This is a genomic window from Pseudomonas sp. 2FE (genome assembly GCF_005503735.1).
Lineage (GTDB): Bacteria > Pseudomonadota > Gammaproteobacteria > Pseudomonadales > Pseudomonadaceae > Aquipseudomonas.
In genome coordinates this window covers 88,436-103,090 of the sequence record NZ_SCMO01000010.1, presented here as the reverse complement: position 1 = coordinate 103,090, position 14,655 = coordinate 88,436, and the positions used below count along the sequence as shown (strand labels likewise).

Annotated in this window: 14 protein-coding genes; 4 read left to right on the top strand and 10 right to left on the bottom strand. The window is 58.6% G+C overall.

Annotation, left to right across the window (positions count from 1 at the left end):
* Positions 1–2 precede the first annotated feature (2 nt).
* Positions 3–1,334 carry a DUF58 domain-containing protein gene (locus FFS12_RS15285; protein WP_137887928.1) on the top strand — a complete coding sequence of 444 codons (1,332 nt, stop codon included), beginning with the start codon at positions 3–5 and terminating at the stop codon, positions 1,332–1,334.
* Between the two features lie 112 nt (positions 1,335–1,446).
* On the opposite strand, the gene FFS12_RS15280 is transcribed toward FFS12_RS15285, so the two are convergent.
* Positions 1,447–1,803: a PilZ domain-containing protein gene (locus tag FFS12_RS15280; protein WP_137887926.1), complete on the bottom strand. Its 357-nt coding sequence runs from the start codon at positions 1,801–1,803 to the stop codon at positions 1,447–1,449.
* A gap of 60 nt (positions 1,804–1,863) precedes the next feature.
* Entirely contained in the window at positions 1,864–2,286 is a 423-nt protein-coding gene (locus tag FFS12_RS15275; RefSeq protein WP_137887924.1) for a DUF4124 domain-containing protein, read from the bottom strand.
* A gap of 276 nt (positions 2,287–2,562) precedes the next feature.
* Here FFS12_RS15275 and FFS12_RS15270 point away from each other — a divergent pair, with 276 nt between their 5' ends.
* Both FFS12_RS15270 and pyk read left to right on the top strand, forming a co-directional pair.
* A complete protein-coding gene (locus tag FFS12_RS15270; protein WP_137887922.1) occupies positions 2,563–3,363 on the top strand; it encodes a tetratricopeptide repeat protein in 801 nt (266 codons plus the stop codon).
* Positions 3,364–3,565: 202 nt separating this feature from the next.
* On the top strand, positions 3,566–5,017 hold the full coding sequence (pyk, locus tag FFS12_RS15265; protein ID WP_137887920.1) for a pyruvate kinase: 1,452 nt from the start codon (positions 3,566–3,568) through the stop codon (positions 5,015–5,017).
* A gap of 130 nt (positions 5,018–5,147) precedes the next feature.
* Here the strand turns inward: pyk and FFS12_RS15260 are convergent, their stop codons facing one another.
* The 3 genes from FFS12_RS15260 to FFS12_RS15250 all read right to left on the bottom strand — a co-directional run bounded on the left by FFS12_RS15260 (position 5,148) and on the right by FFS12_RS15250 (position 8,079).
* The gene (locus FFS12_RS15260; protein WP_137887918.1) at positions 5,148–5,912 is read right to left on the bottom strand and encodes an enoyl-CoA hydratase-related protein; all 765 of its coding nucleotides are present in this window, start codon (positions 5,910–5,912) and stop codon (positions 5,148–5,150) included.
* 108 nt (positions 5,913–6,020) lie between these two features.
* The gene (locus tag FFS12_RS15255) at positions 6,021–6,959 is read right to left on the bottom strand and encodes an iron-sulfur-binding ferredoxin reductase (protein ID WP_137887916.1); all 939 of its coding nucleotides are present in this window, start codon (positions 6,957–6,959) and stop codon (positions 6,021–6,023) included.
* Positions 6,952–8,079, bottom strand: coding sequence for a diguanylate cyclase (locus FFS12_RS15250; RefSeq protein WP_137887914.1), 1,128 nt, complete (start codon positions 8,077–8,079; stop codon positions 6,952–6,954). The genes FFS12_RS15255 and FFS12_RS15250 overlap by 8 nt, the downstream gene beginning before the upstream one ends.
* Positions 8,080–8,313: 234 nt before the next feature.
* Between FFS12_RS15250 and FFS12_RS15245 the strand changes: the two genes are divergently transcribed.
* Positions 8,314–9,837, top strand: coding sequence for a fumarate hydratase (locus tag FFS12_RS15245; protein ID WP_137887912.1), 1,524 nt, complete (start codon positions 8,314–8,316; stop codon positions 9,835–9,837).
* Positions 9,838–9,944: 107 nt separating this feature from the next.
* Here the strand turns inward: FFS12_RS15245 and FFS12_RS15240 are convergent, their stop codons facing one another.
* From FFS12_RS15240 to FFS12_RS20055, 5 genes are all read right to left on the bottom strand, one after another.
* On the bottom strand, positions 9,945–11,306 hold the full coding sequence (locus tag FFS12_RS15240; protein WP_137887910.1) for a hypothetical protein: 1,362 nt from the start codon (positions 11,304–11,306) through the stop codon (positions 9,945–9,947).
* Between the two features lie 380 nt (positions 11,307–11,686).
* Positions 11,687–12,295, bottom strand: a complete 609-nt coding sequence (locus FFS12_RS15235) for an SLATT domain-containing protein (RefSeq protein ID WP_137887908.1) — start codon at positions 12,293–12,295, stop codon at positions 11,687–11,689.
* Positions 12,296–12,302: 7 nt separating this feature from the next.
* The gene (locus FFS12_RS15230) at positions 12,303–13,592 is read right to left on the bottom strand and encodes a nucleotidyltransferase (RefSeq protein WP_137887906.1); all 1,290 of its coding nucleotides are present in this window, start codon (positions 13,590–13,592) and stop codon (positions 12,303–12,305) included.
* Positions 13,593–13,910: 318 nt separating this feature from the next.
* Positions 13,911–14,252, bottom strand: coding sequence for an FKBP-type peptidyl-prolyl cis-trans isomerase (locus tag FFS12_RS15225; protein ID WP_137887904.1), 342 nt, complete (start codon positions 14,250–14,252; stop codon positions 13,911–13,913).
* Between the two features lie 55 nt (positions 14,253–14,307).
* Complete coding sequence (locus tag FFS12_RS20055) at positions 14,308–14,646, bottom strand: hypothetical protein (protein ID WP_218568985.1); 339 nt, start codon at positions 14,644–14,646, stop codon at positions 14,308–14,310.
* Between the last annotated feature and the right edge of the window lie 9 nt (positions 14,647–14,655).

Below are 14,655 nucleotides of genomic sequence, written 5' to 3'. Positions count from 1 at the left end.
GCATGAAACCGTCCCGCACGCTGTTAGCGCTGCTCGGCGGCCTGCTCGGCGCAGCCATCCTGCTCGGCGCTTTAGCGGCGCTGGGGATCAAGCTGCCCGCGACTTTGCCGCCACTCTGGTGGGGGCTGTTGCTCGCCCTCACGCTGCTCGCGCTGGTCGATGCGGTCTGGCTGCGCCGCCTGCCTTCGCCGCGCCTGGAACGCCAGTTGCCGGGCAAGCTGTCGCTCGGCCGTTGGGGCGAGGTACAGCTGACGGCTCACCACCGCTTCAGCCAGGTGCAAAGGCTGGAGGTGTTCGACCACGTGCCCGCCGGCATGGAGTTCGAACACCTGCCGCAACGCATCGAGCTGCACCCCGGCGAGCAGACTCACTTTAGCTACCGCGTGCGCCCGCTGGTGCGTGGGCACTTCAGCTTTCCCCGCTGCGAGCTCAGCCTGCCCAGCCCGCTACGCCTGTGGCAAGGCCGACGCTACCTCGAACTCGCCGCTGAGACCCGCGTCTATCCAGACTTCGCCCGCCTCTATGGCGCCCAGTTGCTGGCGGTGGACGACTGGCTCAGCCGGCTCGGGGTGCGCCAGCGCCCACGCCGCGGCCTGGGTCTGGAATTCCATCAACTGCGCGAGTTCCGCGACGGCGACACGCTGCGGCAGATCGACTGGAAAGCCACCGCCCGCAAACGCACCCCGATTGCCCGTGAATACCAGGACGAACGCGACCAGCAGATCATCTTCCTGCTCGATTGCGGTCGCCGGATGCGCAGCCAAGATGGCGATCTCTCGCACTTCGACCACGCCCTCAACGCCTGCCTGCTGCTCAGCTATGTGGCGCTGCGCCAGGGCGATGCGGTGGGGCTGGCGACCTTTGCCGGCGAGCAGCAGCGCTTCCTGCCGCCGGTCAAAGGCCCGGCGCAGCTCAGCGTCTTGCTCAACGCCGTCTACGACCTGGACAGCAGCCAGCGCCCGGCCGACTTCGCCGCTGCCGTGGACGCCCTACTCGCCCGCCAACGCCGCCGCGCACTCGTCGTACTGGTGAGTAACCTGCGCGACGAAGACGACGAGGAGTTGCTCGGTGCGCTCAAACGCCTGGGGCGCCAGCATCGCGTCCTGCTCACCAGCCTGCGCGAAGAAGTCCTCGACAAGCTGCGCCAGACACCGGTGCAAGGCTACGAAGAGGCCTTGGCCTACTGCGGCACGGTGGATTACCTAAATGCCCGCGCCGGCCTGCACGAACGCCTGGCCGCCCACGGGGTACCGATACTGGATGCACGGCCAAGCGAACTCGGCCCGGAGCTGGTCGGGCGCTATCTCGCGTGGAAGAAGGCCGGGGTGTTTTGATCGGGGATAGAAGCTCGTAGGCTGGGTAGAGCTTGGCGAAACTCAGCCTACATTGGGAAACGAATCAACCGCTCAAGCCACTAGATTTGATCTGCAGTAGAAATCTGCGGCGTTACACCGACGCACCCAAGGGGCGGAAGCTGAAATACTGGCGTAAGGCCTCGACCATCTCGACATAGTCCGCCGGCGGCGCGACCAAGGCGAAACCGGAGTCGAAACCGCCCGGGGTGACATCTTCGCGGCACCACTGGCAGGTGGCCGAGAAGTCGATGAGGCGTTGGCCAGCCTGCCCGGGAATCTTCAAACACATCTCGAAACGCGCGCCCACCAGCATCGGCAGTTGGCTGATCAGCAGCAAACCATCCAACGAGACGTTGCCGAGGTAACCCATCGGCTTATCGGTGATGCGGTTGAAGACCTTCAGGTAGTAAGGCAACTGATGGCGTTCGATTCGGCGTTCAATTCGCATGATGGCAAATCGCTACAAATGACGACTGAGTATGGTCGCACTCTCACCACCAAGCCAGCCTCAACCACAGTGTTCGGCCACGCGCTCGGTCAGTTGGCGACGAGCGGTGTCTATCTGGGTATCGCTGTAATAGACCCGCTGGCCCTGTGCATCGGTTGAGTAATAACGCCCACCATCGGCTAGCTGCGCCAGCCTATTGCGTAGCTCACGACATTCTTGCTCACGCTTGCCCTGGCGTTCTGCCGCCTGGGTCGAAGCCTGTTCCTGCTCCTGCCGGCGCGCCTGATAAAACTTCTCGGTGCGCGTCTCCCGCTCGCGGGTGGCGGCATCGCGCTCGACCACCTGCGGCTTGACCTCGATCTGTTCGGCACCCGCAGCCGGACGCTGATCGAAGTGCACCTGCCCCTGGGCATCGGTCCAACGGTAGATCTCCGCGGCGGCCAATCCCGGCCACAACAGCACACAGCACAACAGATAACGCATGGCTTTCCTCCCTGAAATGAAACTTGAGTTTAGGCGTTATTCAGATGCTAATCGAGCGACCACCGGGTGCAGCCGGCGGCACTCAGGGCCAAGGCCGGCACCAGTAAAATTCGCCTGGGCGTATCCTCCGCGGTGCAGTTTATCGACTGTCACGGCAAAAACTGCAGATTCCAGACTGCAGCATATCCTCCGATTGGAACTGCACCGCAGCACTTGGCTCGCAGCGCTGGCGCTGACTAGACTGGCCGCGCCCGGCCCAAGAGCCAAGGAAACCTCATGCCCACTCGCCTCGCTATGTTGGTCTGCTCGGCCTTACTGGTCGCCTGCTCGCCCACCACGCCCCTGTTTATTGCCCAGGTCACCACCCAAGAGGTGGTCGAGTACAAGACGCTGAAGAGCAACCGCATGACGGCGGCGGTAGAAGAGGAAGGCGATCTGCTGACTTACAGTGCCATGGCCATCCGCGATGCGAAAAGTGCCCACGCCGAGCAAACCTACCTGACCGGCTACCACGACAAAAAGCTCAGCCCAGAAGTACGCGCCATTGCGCTGTACCAGATCGGCCTGATCTATATGAGCCGCTACAACGACGAGCGCAACGACGCCAAGGCGCTCAACGACTTCTATCGGGTGCAGAACGAATTTCCGGGGACGCGTGCAGCAACACGCAGCACTGCTCGCATCCAGTTGATCCGCCAGCGCGCCCAGGAGCCGGTGCAGAAAACCTCCCGCGAGCTGCTGGTCCATTGGCACCCCAGCCAAAACCTCGACCTCTACCAAGCCAGTCTCGACCCGGACATGACCCTGCTGTCACGCCGCGCGGTGCTCAAGGATCGGGTTGCCGAAGCCGAAGAGTTCTACCAACTGGCCCTCAGCGATAGCGGCGTACAGGCGGACATCAAGGCAAAAGCGCTCTACCAGTTAGCCCTGATGTACCTCGCCGCCGACAACCCCCACGCCAACCGCGACAAGGCCATCGCTTACCTGCGGCAGTTACTGGCGCAGTTCCCGAGCAGCGCGCAGGCCAGCCAAGCGGCGCGCCATTTGGATCAGGCGCTAAACCAGGCGACCCCCTAAGCCGTCACCTTCTTGCGCACCGAGGCAAGCGAACTCAAGCCTTTGCAGAAAACCAATCGGCAAGCTCGCGACGCACTTTTGCGGCGAAATGCGACGTCCTGCCGGAACTGCAAACCGTTGTTTTAGGTAGTGCAGCGCAACAATGACTACAGCGCCGCCGCATAGTAGCCTCGCATTCTGCTCGAACCCTGGAGTCCCTCGCATGACCTTCCGTCGCACTAAAATCGTCGCCACCCTCGGCCCGTCCAGCAACTCCCCCGAAGTGCTGGAACAGTTGATCCTCGCCGGCCTGGACGTGGCCCGCCTGAACTTCTCCCACGGCTCCCCGGACGAACACAAGGCGCGTGCGCGCCTGGTTCGCGAGATAGCCGCCAAGCATGGCCGCTTCGTCGCGCTGCTCGGCGACCTGCAAGGACCGAAGATTCGCATCGCCAAATTTGCCGATAAACGCATCGAGCTGAAGGAAGGCGACAGCTTCCGTTTCTCCGTCACTCACCCGCGCGATGCCGGCACCCAGGAAGTGGTCGGTATCGACTACCCGGACCTGATCAAGGACTGCAAAACCGGCGACGAACTGTTGCTCGATGATGGCCGCGTGGTGATGCGCGTCGAGTCGACGACTGCCGACGAACTGCACTGCAAGGTCCTGATCGGCGGGCCGCTGTCCGACCATAAGGGCATCAACCGCCGTGGCGGTGGCCTCACGGCGCCAGCGCTGACCGCCAAAGACAAGGCCGACATCAAGCTCGCCGCGGAGATGGAGCTGGACTACCTGGCGGTGTCCTTTCCGCGCGATGCCGCCGATATGCAACTGGCCCGCCGCCTGCGCGACGAAGCCGGTGGTACTGCCTGGCTGGTGGCGAAGATCGAACGCGCCGAGGCGGTGGCCGACGATGAAACCCTGGACGGGCTGATCCGTGCCAGTGACGCGGTGATGGTCGCCCGCGGCGATCTCGGCGTGGAAATTGGCGACGCCGAGTTGGTCGGCATCCAGAAGAAAATCATCCTCCACGCGCGCCGCTACAACAAAGCGGTGATCACCGCGACGCAGATGATGGAGTCGATGATCAGTAGCCCGATGCCGACTCGCGCGGAAGTCTCCGACGTCGCCAACGCCGCGCTGGACTTCACCGATGCGGTGATGCTCTCGGCCGAAAGTGCCGCCGGCCTGTACCCGGTCGAAGCGGTGACCGCCATGGCACGCATTTGTGTCGGTGCCGAAAAGCACCCGACCAACAAACGCTCCAGCCATCGCCTCGGCCAGACCTTCGAGCGCTGCGATGAAAGCGTCGCCCTGGCGGCGATGTACACCGCCAACCACTTCCCCGGCGTGAAGGCGATCATCAGCCTGACCGAAAGCGGCTACAGCCCGCTGATCATGTCGCGCATCCGTTCCGAGATCCCGATTTTCGCCTTCTCCCCGCACCGCGAAACCCAGGCCCGTGTGGCCTTGTTCCGCGGCGTCTACACCGTGCCCTTCGACCCCGCGGCACTGCCGGCGGACAAAGTCAGCCAGGCGGCGGTCGACGAACTGCTCAAGCGTGGCGTGGTGCAGAAAGGCGACTGGGTGATCCTGACCAAGGGCGACAGCTATCACACCACCGGTGGCACCAACACCATGAAGATCCTGCATGTCGGTGATCCGCTGGTTTAAGCGCAGCCGTTAATGACAAAGGCCGCTCAGTGAGCGGCCTTTTGCTTTTGTAGGCTGGGTGAAACCCACCATCGACACCGCAAGGTGCCGCCTATGGCGGCATTGGTGGATTACGCTGCGCTAATCCACCCTACGAGAAAACCGGTTTGCGCCGCTGCATAAAAGCCGACAACGCCTCGATGGCCTCCGGCGACCGCAGGCGTTGACCGAACAACTCGGCCTCTTCGGCAATCACCCGCCGCAGCGCTTCGCGGCCCGGGGCCTTCATCAAGCGCTTGCTGACCGCAACTGCCGAGGGCGGCAATTGCTGGAAGCGCAGCGCCATCTCACGGGCTTTGGCCAAGGTGGCCGCGCCATCCGCCAAGGCCGCAGTGGCGATGCCCCAGGCAGCGGCTTGTTCACCGCTGAAGGACTCACCCAGCAGCAGCAGCTCGGCCGCTTTGGCCTGGCCGAGCAGCTGCGGCAGGATCAGGCTGGAGCCGAACTCCGGGCACAAGCCGAGGCTGACGAAAGGCATTTTCAGCCGGGCATCGCGGCTGACATAGACCAGGTCGCAATGCAGCAGCAGCGTGGTGCCGATGCCGACTGCGGCGCCAGCGACGGCCGCGACTACCGGCTTGTTCATCTCGAACAAGGCGCGCATAAAGCAGAACACCGGGCTATCCAGGTTCGTTGGCGGCGCCTGGAGGAAGTCGGCGACATCGTTGCCACTGGTGAAACACTCGCTGCTGCCGCTGATCAGCACCGCGCGCACGCTCGGGTCGGCATCGGCGGCTTCCAGCACCTCGGCCAGGCGGCTGTACATCGCGCGGGTCAGCGCATTCTTCTTATCCAGGCGATTCAGGCGCAGGGTCAGCAGGCCCTCTTCGCGCTCAACGACTACATGCTCGCTCATACAACTCCTTGCAGGGTTCGCGGCCGGGGATTCGTAGGCTGGGTAGAGCCGCTTTTTGGCGAAACCCAGCATGGGCCCGCCGCTGGGTTTCGCTGCGCTCTACCCAGCCTACGCGTGGGGCAAAAACAGGTCAGCGAGCATCTGGTTGCGCGGCAGACCGGCCAAATACAGCCGGCGGGCGAAAGTTTCGACGCTGGCCGGGTGGCCGCAGAGTAAGGCGAGGGTTTGCCTTGAAACAAGGCGCAGTTCGGCCAAAGCCGCTGGCAACTCGGCCGCGCCGAGCAGTTCGACCTGCAACTGCGGGTAGCGGTGGGCCAACGCGCCGAGCTCGGCGGCGAGGTAATGCTCGGACGCGTCGTGAGCCAGATGGATCAGCCGAATAGCGCCCTGATGATCCTGGCGCAAGGCTTCGCGCAGCACCCCGTACAGTGGCGCCAAGCCGATGCCGGCGGCCAGCAGCCAGAGCGGTCGCGCCTGCCAGTCCGGGTCGTAATGCAGGGCGCCGCTAAGCAACTCGCCTAAACGCAGCCCATCCCCGGCTTTGAGTTGGCGCGCCGCATCGCTAAAGGCGCCGCTGTGGCGGCAATCCAGATGAAACTCCAGCCAGGGCTCTTCATCCGGCAGGCTGGCCAGGGAATACGGCCGCGCCACGCCCGTCGCGCTCCATAACACCAGGTGCTGACCCGCGCGATAGCGCAACGGCCGCTCGGGCAGCAAACGCAGACGCAGCACGCTGGGGCTGAGCCAGGTACAGCTGTCGACCCGTGCCGGCAAGCCATCGCGCACGGGGTCGAACACCTCGACACTCAGGTCTTCGACCACTCGGCATTGGCAAGCCAGGCGCCAGCCCTGCTCACGCCGCTGCGCCGCCAGCGCCTCGGGTTTGGCATCCTGCGGCTCGCCACGCACACAGCGCACCAGGCAGGCATGACAACTACCCGCGCGGCAGCTGTAGGGCACCGCGATACCCGCGCCGTGCAGGGCATCCAATAGATTACTGGCCGGAGCCACAGTGCAACGCCGGCCGGCGACACAGAGCTCAGGCACCGCTGCCCTCCCACGCCGCATCGCAGCGGTTACGCCCGCCACGTTTGGCCCGGTAGAGTGCCTGGTCGGCCCGTTGCAGCGCCTCGTCGAGATCGTCGCCCATGGCCAGCAAGGTCATGCCGGCCGACAAACTGATGCTATCCACCTGCACCCCGACCGGCTCGGCACAGGCAAAGGCTTCACGCAGGCGCTCACAGCAGGCGGTGAACTGATCGGCATCGGTATTGGGTAGCAACAACACAAATTCCTCGCCGCCATAGCGCGCCAACACATCGCCATCGCGCAGACAGGCGCGCGCCACCGCGGCTAAGGTCTGCAGCACGCGATCGCCGACCGCATGGCCGTAAACATCATTGATCCGCTTGAAGTGATCCAGGTCGATCAGCGCCAGGCCATGCTGACGCCCTGGTCGAAGGCTATCCAGCTCCCGCGCGGCAAGCCGGAGGAAATGCCGGCGATTGAACAGTCCGGTCAGTTCATCGGTTGCGACCAGATCTTCCAGTTGGCGCATCATGCCGCGCAGGGTGTCCTGGTGCGCCTGCAACGCGAAGCGCCGCTGACGCATGCGCTGGCGCAGCGCCTGCATATAACCGGCAAACAGGCTCAACCAAACCAGCACAAACAACAATGCACAGACTTGCAACAATGCCAGCCCTGGCTCGGCCAGGCGCAGCTGGTAGGCATCCCAGAGGTTGATGCCGGCGAAGCCGAAAAAAGCCACAGCCGCGCAACGGGCAAAGACCCGGGGCTGCAGCTGAAATACGCCAAACAGCAGAATCAGCACGTAGATCACCAGCAAGGTGCCACGGGCGCTATCGAGGTGGGAAAGCAGGTAGGTCTGCCAAACCAGGGCTAACAGCACCTGCGGCTCGGTCAGGCTGGGGTCGCGGAAGCGCAGGTTGTAGCCACTGATAAACACGACAAACAGCACGACCTGGCTGAGTACCACCAGCGCGCAGCCAATCAGCGCGGTGGACAACGGCGCACGGTACAGATCGCTGAGCAGCGTGATCCAAAACAACAACAAACTGAGGCCGTAGGTCGCTACCGCCATGCCGAAACGCTTCAGCAACAGGCTTTGCAGGGCTCTATGTGTGACCCTTTCACTCGCGGTGCTCATGGGCTCCGTCCCGTACTGGCATCTTGCTGCCACTCTACCGCTGAGCTCACAAAATGCCTAGTACGCTGACTGGTGCGTTAACCGACCAAGGTCTATTGCCGGCGGGTGCGCCGAGGGCAAACGCCGCGTTATACTGCCGCGCCTTTTTTGCCTTGCCTTTTTACCTTGAGAGCCTGCGCCGGGTCGTGGTCCGGCGCGCCTTGATGTTCCCGTGTTTATAGAGGAGCGCGCCGCATGACCGTGATCAAGCAAGACGACCTGATTCAGAGCGTCGCCGACGCCTTACAGTTCATTTCCTACTACCACCCGGTAGATTTTATCCAAGCCATGCATGAAGCCTACCTGCGTGAAGAGTCGCCGGCCGCGCGCGACTCCATGGCGCAGATCCTGATCAACTCGCGCATGTGCGCCACCGGCCACCGGCCGATCTGCCAGGACACCGGCATAGTCACGGTATTCATCCGGGTCGGCATGGACGTGCGCTGGGATGGCGCCACCATGAGCGTCGACGACATGATCAACGAAGGCGTGCGGCGCGCCTACAACCTGCCGGAAAACGTCCTGCGCGCCTCGATCCTGGCCGACCCGGCCGGCGCCCGTAAGAACACCAAGGACAACACCCCGGCGGTGATCCACTACAGCATCGTCCCCGGCGACAAAGTGGAAGTGGACGTCGCGGCCAAGGGCGGCGGCTCCGAGAACAAATCGAAGATGGCCATGCTCAACCCGTCCGACTCGATCGTCGACTGGGTGCTCAAGACCGTGCCGGAAATGGGCGCCGGCTGGTGCCCACCGGGCATGCTCGGCATCGGCATCGGCGGCACCGCCGAGAAAGCCGCGGTGATGGCCAAGGAAGTGCTGATGGAGTCCATCGACATCCACGAGCTGAAAGCCCGCGGCCCGCAAAACAAGATCGAGGAAATGCGCCTCGAGCTGTTCGACAAGGTCAACCAGCTGGGCATCGGCGCCCAGGGCCTGGGCGGCCTGACCACCGTGCTCGACGTCAAGATCATGGACTACCCGACCCACGCCGCCTCCCTGCCGGTGTGCATGATCCCCAACTGCGCCGCCACCCGTCACGCCCACTTCGTGCTCGACGGTACTGGCCCGGCCAGCCTGGAAGCGCCGCCGTTGGATGCCTACCCGGAGATCGTCTGGGAAGCCGGCCCCTCGGCCCGCCGCGTCGATCTGGATAGCATCACCCCGGAAGACGTGCAGAGCTGGCAGCCCGGCGAAACCATCCTGCTCAACGGCAAGATGCTCACCGGCCGCGACGCCGCGCACAAGCGCATGGTCGAGATGCTGAACCAGGGCGAAAGCTTGCCGGTCGACCTCAAGGGTCGCTTCATCTATTACGTTGGCCCGGTCGACCCGGTAGGCGACGAGGTGGTTGGCCCGGCTGGCCCGACCACCGCGACGCGGATGGACAAGTTCACCCGGCAGATCCTCGAGCAGACCGGCCTGCTGGGCATGATCGGCAAGTCCGAACGCGGGCCGATCGCCATCGAGGCGATCAAGGACAACAAGGCCGTCTACCTGATGGCCGTCGGCGGCGCCGCCTACCTGGTGGCCCAGGCGATCAAGAAGTCCAAGGTGCTGGCCTTCGCCGAACTGGGTATGGAAGCCATCTACGAGTTCGAGGTGAAGGACATGCCGGTCACCGTGGCGGTCGATGCCAAGGGCGAGTCGGTGCATATCACCGGCCCGGCGATCTGGAACAAGAAGATCGCCGACAGCCTGGCGGTCGAGATCAAGTAAGCACTGCTGCAAAAACAACAAACCCGGCCTCGTGCCGGGTTTGTTGTTTTTAGTGATGGAGAAAGCAGCGGTATGGTGAGCGGCGGCTTTCGACCCAAAGCTGACGGTCAGGCTGTGGGAAATAAGTCTGGCCCATTTTCTCCCAGCGAGGGATTATCCGCTCCAAGGTGCGCAATAACTAGCTTGCGTGAATACCCTTTCTTTGCCCCTCCTGCAAACTCGTCGAAGGAAATACTTAACTTGTACTGTTCGAAGATGGCGAGGCAACTCTCGAGATTTTCGATCGATTCAATCATGTTAACTGGTACCTCTCCGAGTGCTTTGTTTAGCAAAATGTAACATGTGTCTTTGAAAAGACTATCTGAGTCAGCGGCGCTCGCAGAGTTGTTTATGTTTAGTTTTAGCTTTAATAATTTTGCCGATTTTTCGTTTCCTTCAACGTAATATGCAATATTATCTGGTAAAAGGCCATTGCTAAGCTCCAGCATGTTAGAGCTGGCTGTCCACTCATTATTGTAGGAGTGGTGGTAGTCTCGAGTTTTAAGCCCAATATCGCTCAGAAAGTCTTTTGCTGCATAAGGTGACCAGCCTTCGTTTAGGTCGACCTCAGGAGGACTTTTCTCTATTTTTCTTCTGTGCTTTATTTCGGAAATTGTTTTGTTTATTTCTGCGCGATTAGTTGGGTGCCGTAACTGAATTTCACGTACCCAGCGCCTCAGTGACTCTAAATTGAAACCAAAGCTAAAAATGGCCTTTAGCTTGGAGTACCTAATGAGTGATTTGTCTTTGATTGAGTAACGCAGTCCAAGGAACCTGTTTTCATAGGTTACAAAGGCACTCATTAGGTATATAAAAGGTAAAAAAAGAAGTGATAGCATTATGGGGGCTGTGAACTCCAGGAGGTTTTCAGTGGTTGCAAAACCTCCAAAATCAGTCATCGCACTAGATAGCCCATACCCTAGATAGATTATCCCCGCGGATGTCAAAATTCCCGTGCAGAACTTTTGTACTTTAACATGCTCTTCTGATCTGCTCGCAATCGCCTGCATCATGGCTACAATACTTATTAGCGGAAGGATAATTAACTCGACTAATAAACTGAAGCTATATGCTTCTGCTATGAAGGTGACTACGGCTGTCATGTTAATGGTGTCGCGTATCGTCTCTTTGAAATACGTGCTGTCGTCACTGATTCTACTGATATCCATCATTGTAACGAAAGCAAAAGCCACCCCCCATACAAGAGTGGTTTTGAGGTTGCTAAAATCCCAAAGTCCGATATCGCTTAAGAACCAGACGCAGAACGATATCCAAAGAGCTGCAAGCGCTACTGAAATGACTATGGGTTTTTTAAAGAATGCTCCTGCCAGGCTGGTTAAGGAGTTTCTGATCTCAGACTTGAATGATGCTGCAACAATTACAGTCGCGATCCAAATAACCGCTGCGATTTCTCTGTTGTTAAATTCCATCCTAAACTTTATCTCTTGTTTTTTACATTGCTTTATAAGGCAACCCGAACAACGTTTATTTGTCCGAAGCTATCGGGGCGGTCTGCATACCACTGCATAATCCAGCGGTTCCCCTGAAGCAGAGCGTCGGTGCATGTTGTTCGCTGCATTTGCTCTAGCCAAGCTATCACCCGTGATAGGTATCGTTGCGCTCAAAGCCATCCTAAGTAATTCGAGTCTCTCGCCGTCTGCTTCTGGCCGAACTGAGCCGGTCACGGCCGGTTCAGAACGCCCAAAGCTGCCGGTTGCAAAGGACAGGAGCCGGCCAGAAGCGGACGCTCCGGCCTATCACGGTCGGGCAGCAGTCGACCGGTTGAGCGCACCGTCCCCTTTTTTGGCTCCTACTTAACTCCGTGCTCTTTGCGTAACGAAGAGGGGAGAAAGCAGTCGATCTCAGAATGCGAGAACGTATACTCTTCATTATTCTTAAGCGCCTTCTGGGCTGCGGCATAAGCTTTGCCATCGGTCTGAGGGGCACCTTTGTAGATCGCAGCTAGCTTTGCTTGAAGCTCATCCCGACGCTTCGTTGCTTCTTCAAAAGTTATTTGTTCCATTCTCCAATCGGTAATGAGTGATAGATAAGACTCCCGAATGGGCCACAGGCCTGCTGCAGCATCTCGATGTTTTTGTGCAGTTCCACCAGGGTCAAATCCCTTCATATATCCCGAAACCAGAAGAGTAAGAAGAGATAGAAAGGCAGTTGCAACCTTTACCCATACGGGGTCGAAGAAAACCACGATTACGGCGCTAGAAGCGGTAAGGGCAGAAACAACAATCTGTGCGATCTTGAATCGCGCAAGAGTTTTAGAGCATTTGTCCGCCATTTTTTCATGGGTCTTATGGGTGTAAACGACCCGGCCAAAACACTCGCGAATTTGGTCTTCTAGATGAGTGCGCTCATTTATATTAAGAGCTTTCGTTTTCGCCGTATCTTGCTCTTGATTATTCATCTTGATCTCACTCGACGGGGACTTCAAGTCTATCTTTTGCGACAACTACATCGTTCACAACAAAATAGCACTCCACGACATGGTTGCCGTGAAAATTTGTGTGCTCTTCGATTTGTAGATGACCTTGATCCTTTCGAATTTGCCCTCGAATACAATTTCTTCTGATTGCCTCGCTTCCGCGGTTAAGAACCTTCCAGTAAATACTGTAGTTCCCAGGAACGCTGTGGCCGACCACATGGAAGTTTAGCGACTTACTTAGCTTAAGGCGTAGTTTTTGCTGGAGAAATTCTCGTAGCATGGTTTCACGAAAGCCATTCTGAGAGACAGAGCAGTCAATTTGAAGCGGATGTCGTATATCTACCGGAAACATCTCCTCAATAAATTGCTCAGTATTGTCAGCCCTAGCGACTGTGACTGCCTCGGCTTTTGTAACGATCGCTGCTGCAGGGAAAGGCCTGCCATAAATTTTTTGCCATTTCTTGTTTTCGGATTCTGTATCGGCTGCTTCAATAGCCTTGAGGCAGAGATCATGGGCATTCTTGGCTGCTTTTTGGAATTTGCTTTTTACCTTTACCCGCTGGCCACTGCCAAGCGCGGCATAGTGTTCTTTATCCGGTTCGTTCGCCAAGTATTCGAAAAAGTCACGACTCATGTAGTCGTAATACAAAAAGCTCTTGTCGTTGTAATAGTTTGTTGATTTGAGAAAATTATTGGCAAGAGTGTCAATAAGAAGTCCTCCCATAGCCACGCCATGTTTGTTCTTCCAAGCTCTCGCCATTTTACAAAGTCGGCGAAGATTTTTATTTTTTTCTCCGTCAATTTTGGAGATCTCTTTTATCTCTTCCCGAGGCTTTGTTGCCTTCCAGCTTCCACCATTCCGAGTATCTGGATATTTGAAGCTTCCATCATCCTGCTCAAATACCGGCTGAACCTCAACATGAAAATCCGTATAGAGAACCCGGACTACAGGACTATCGACGTATATTTCAGTCTTGGGGTAGCGATTTTTTATAGCATTCTTTGTGTCGGTGAGAAGGTTTGATTGCCCTCCTGTTTTGTTGTACTCATCCCATTTGGACGCAGGCATAATGTAAAGCATGTCCAAATCTGATATGCCTTTGATTGCTGTCCAGCGTCCGTATGAACCGACCTGCAAGTTGTTATTTGTTTTCGATTCTGTGTCTCTGAACTCCTTGTTGAGTGCGGCCGTAATTTCACCATAGCGAAGGCTGATCTGGTCTTCATTTGTAAGTTTCAAATTATCTAAAAAATTTATAAATTTTTCGGAAATGCTCATGAATATCAATCCTTGACGGCAGGTGAGAGCGACAGTCGATTTAATCGAGGCTACTGTTCTGCCATCACGCTGTCCAGAGTATCGAGGGGGAAATTAAGGAGTACCACCCAATCATCAAGACTGCTGCTAAGCCGCGCGAGAGAAGCCGCAGGGATGGGGGATATCTGGCTCGAATCTAATGGGAAGCAGGAAGATAACGGCTTATTTTTTCAATCGAAGATACTTTATAGAGTGAGCTCGGCTTTCATCTAAGTGGAAAAAAGGGACAAATTTATTTCCCTCTCCCCAACGGCAGCTCCTGGCCGAAACCTGCCCTCCTTAATCATCCCGCGTTAGCACTTCCAGCAACTCGATCTCGAAGATCAGATTGGAGTTGGGCTTGATATGGGCGCCGAACTGGCGTTCGCCATAGCCGAGGTGGGCCGGGACGAAGAGTTTGCGTTTGCCGCCGACCTTCATGCCCATCAGGCCCTGGTCCCAGCCTTTGATCACCCGGCCGGTGCCGATCACGCATTGGAAGGCTTTGCCGCGATCATAGGACGAATCGAACTGGGTGCCGTCTTCGAGAAAGCCGTTGTACTGGGTGGTGATCAAGGCGCCTTTGACCACCGCCTTGCCCTCACCCAGATGAATATCTTCGATCCGCAACTCGTTGCTCATTACTCAACCTCATCTAGTCGCCAGCCCGGCTGCCCGGCCTGGGTTTGCTGGAAAATCACTCGGCCGCCGGTTCCAAAATCGCCAACAGCTCCGATAGCCGTGCATCCAGCTGCGCCAGCTGTGCCGCTGCTATAGGCGCGAGAATCCGCGCTTCGTTGGCGACATGGGCGGTCACCGCGCGGTCGATCAGCTCCAGCCCGGCCGGGGTCAAATGCACCAGCAGGCTGCGCGCGTCACTGGGGTTGGGCGTGCGGCTGGGCTGGGCACTGCTGGGACAGAGCATCACCGGCCTGGCGCTGCTGGGGCTGATCACCGTGCTGGGCAGCATTCTGGCGGTGCAATGGAGCTCGACCACAGCCACACCGGCCAGCCAAAAAACAACTGATTTACCCACTCTAGAACC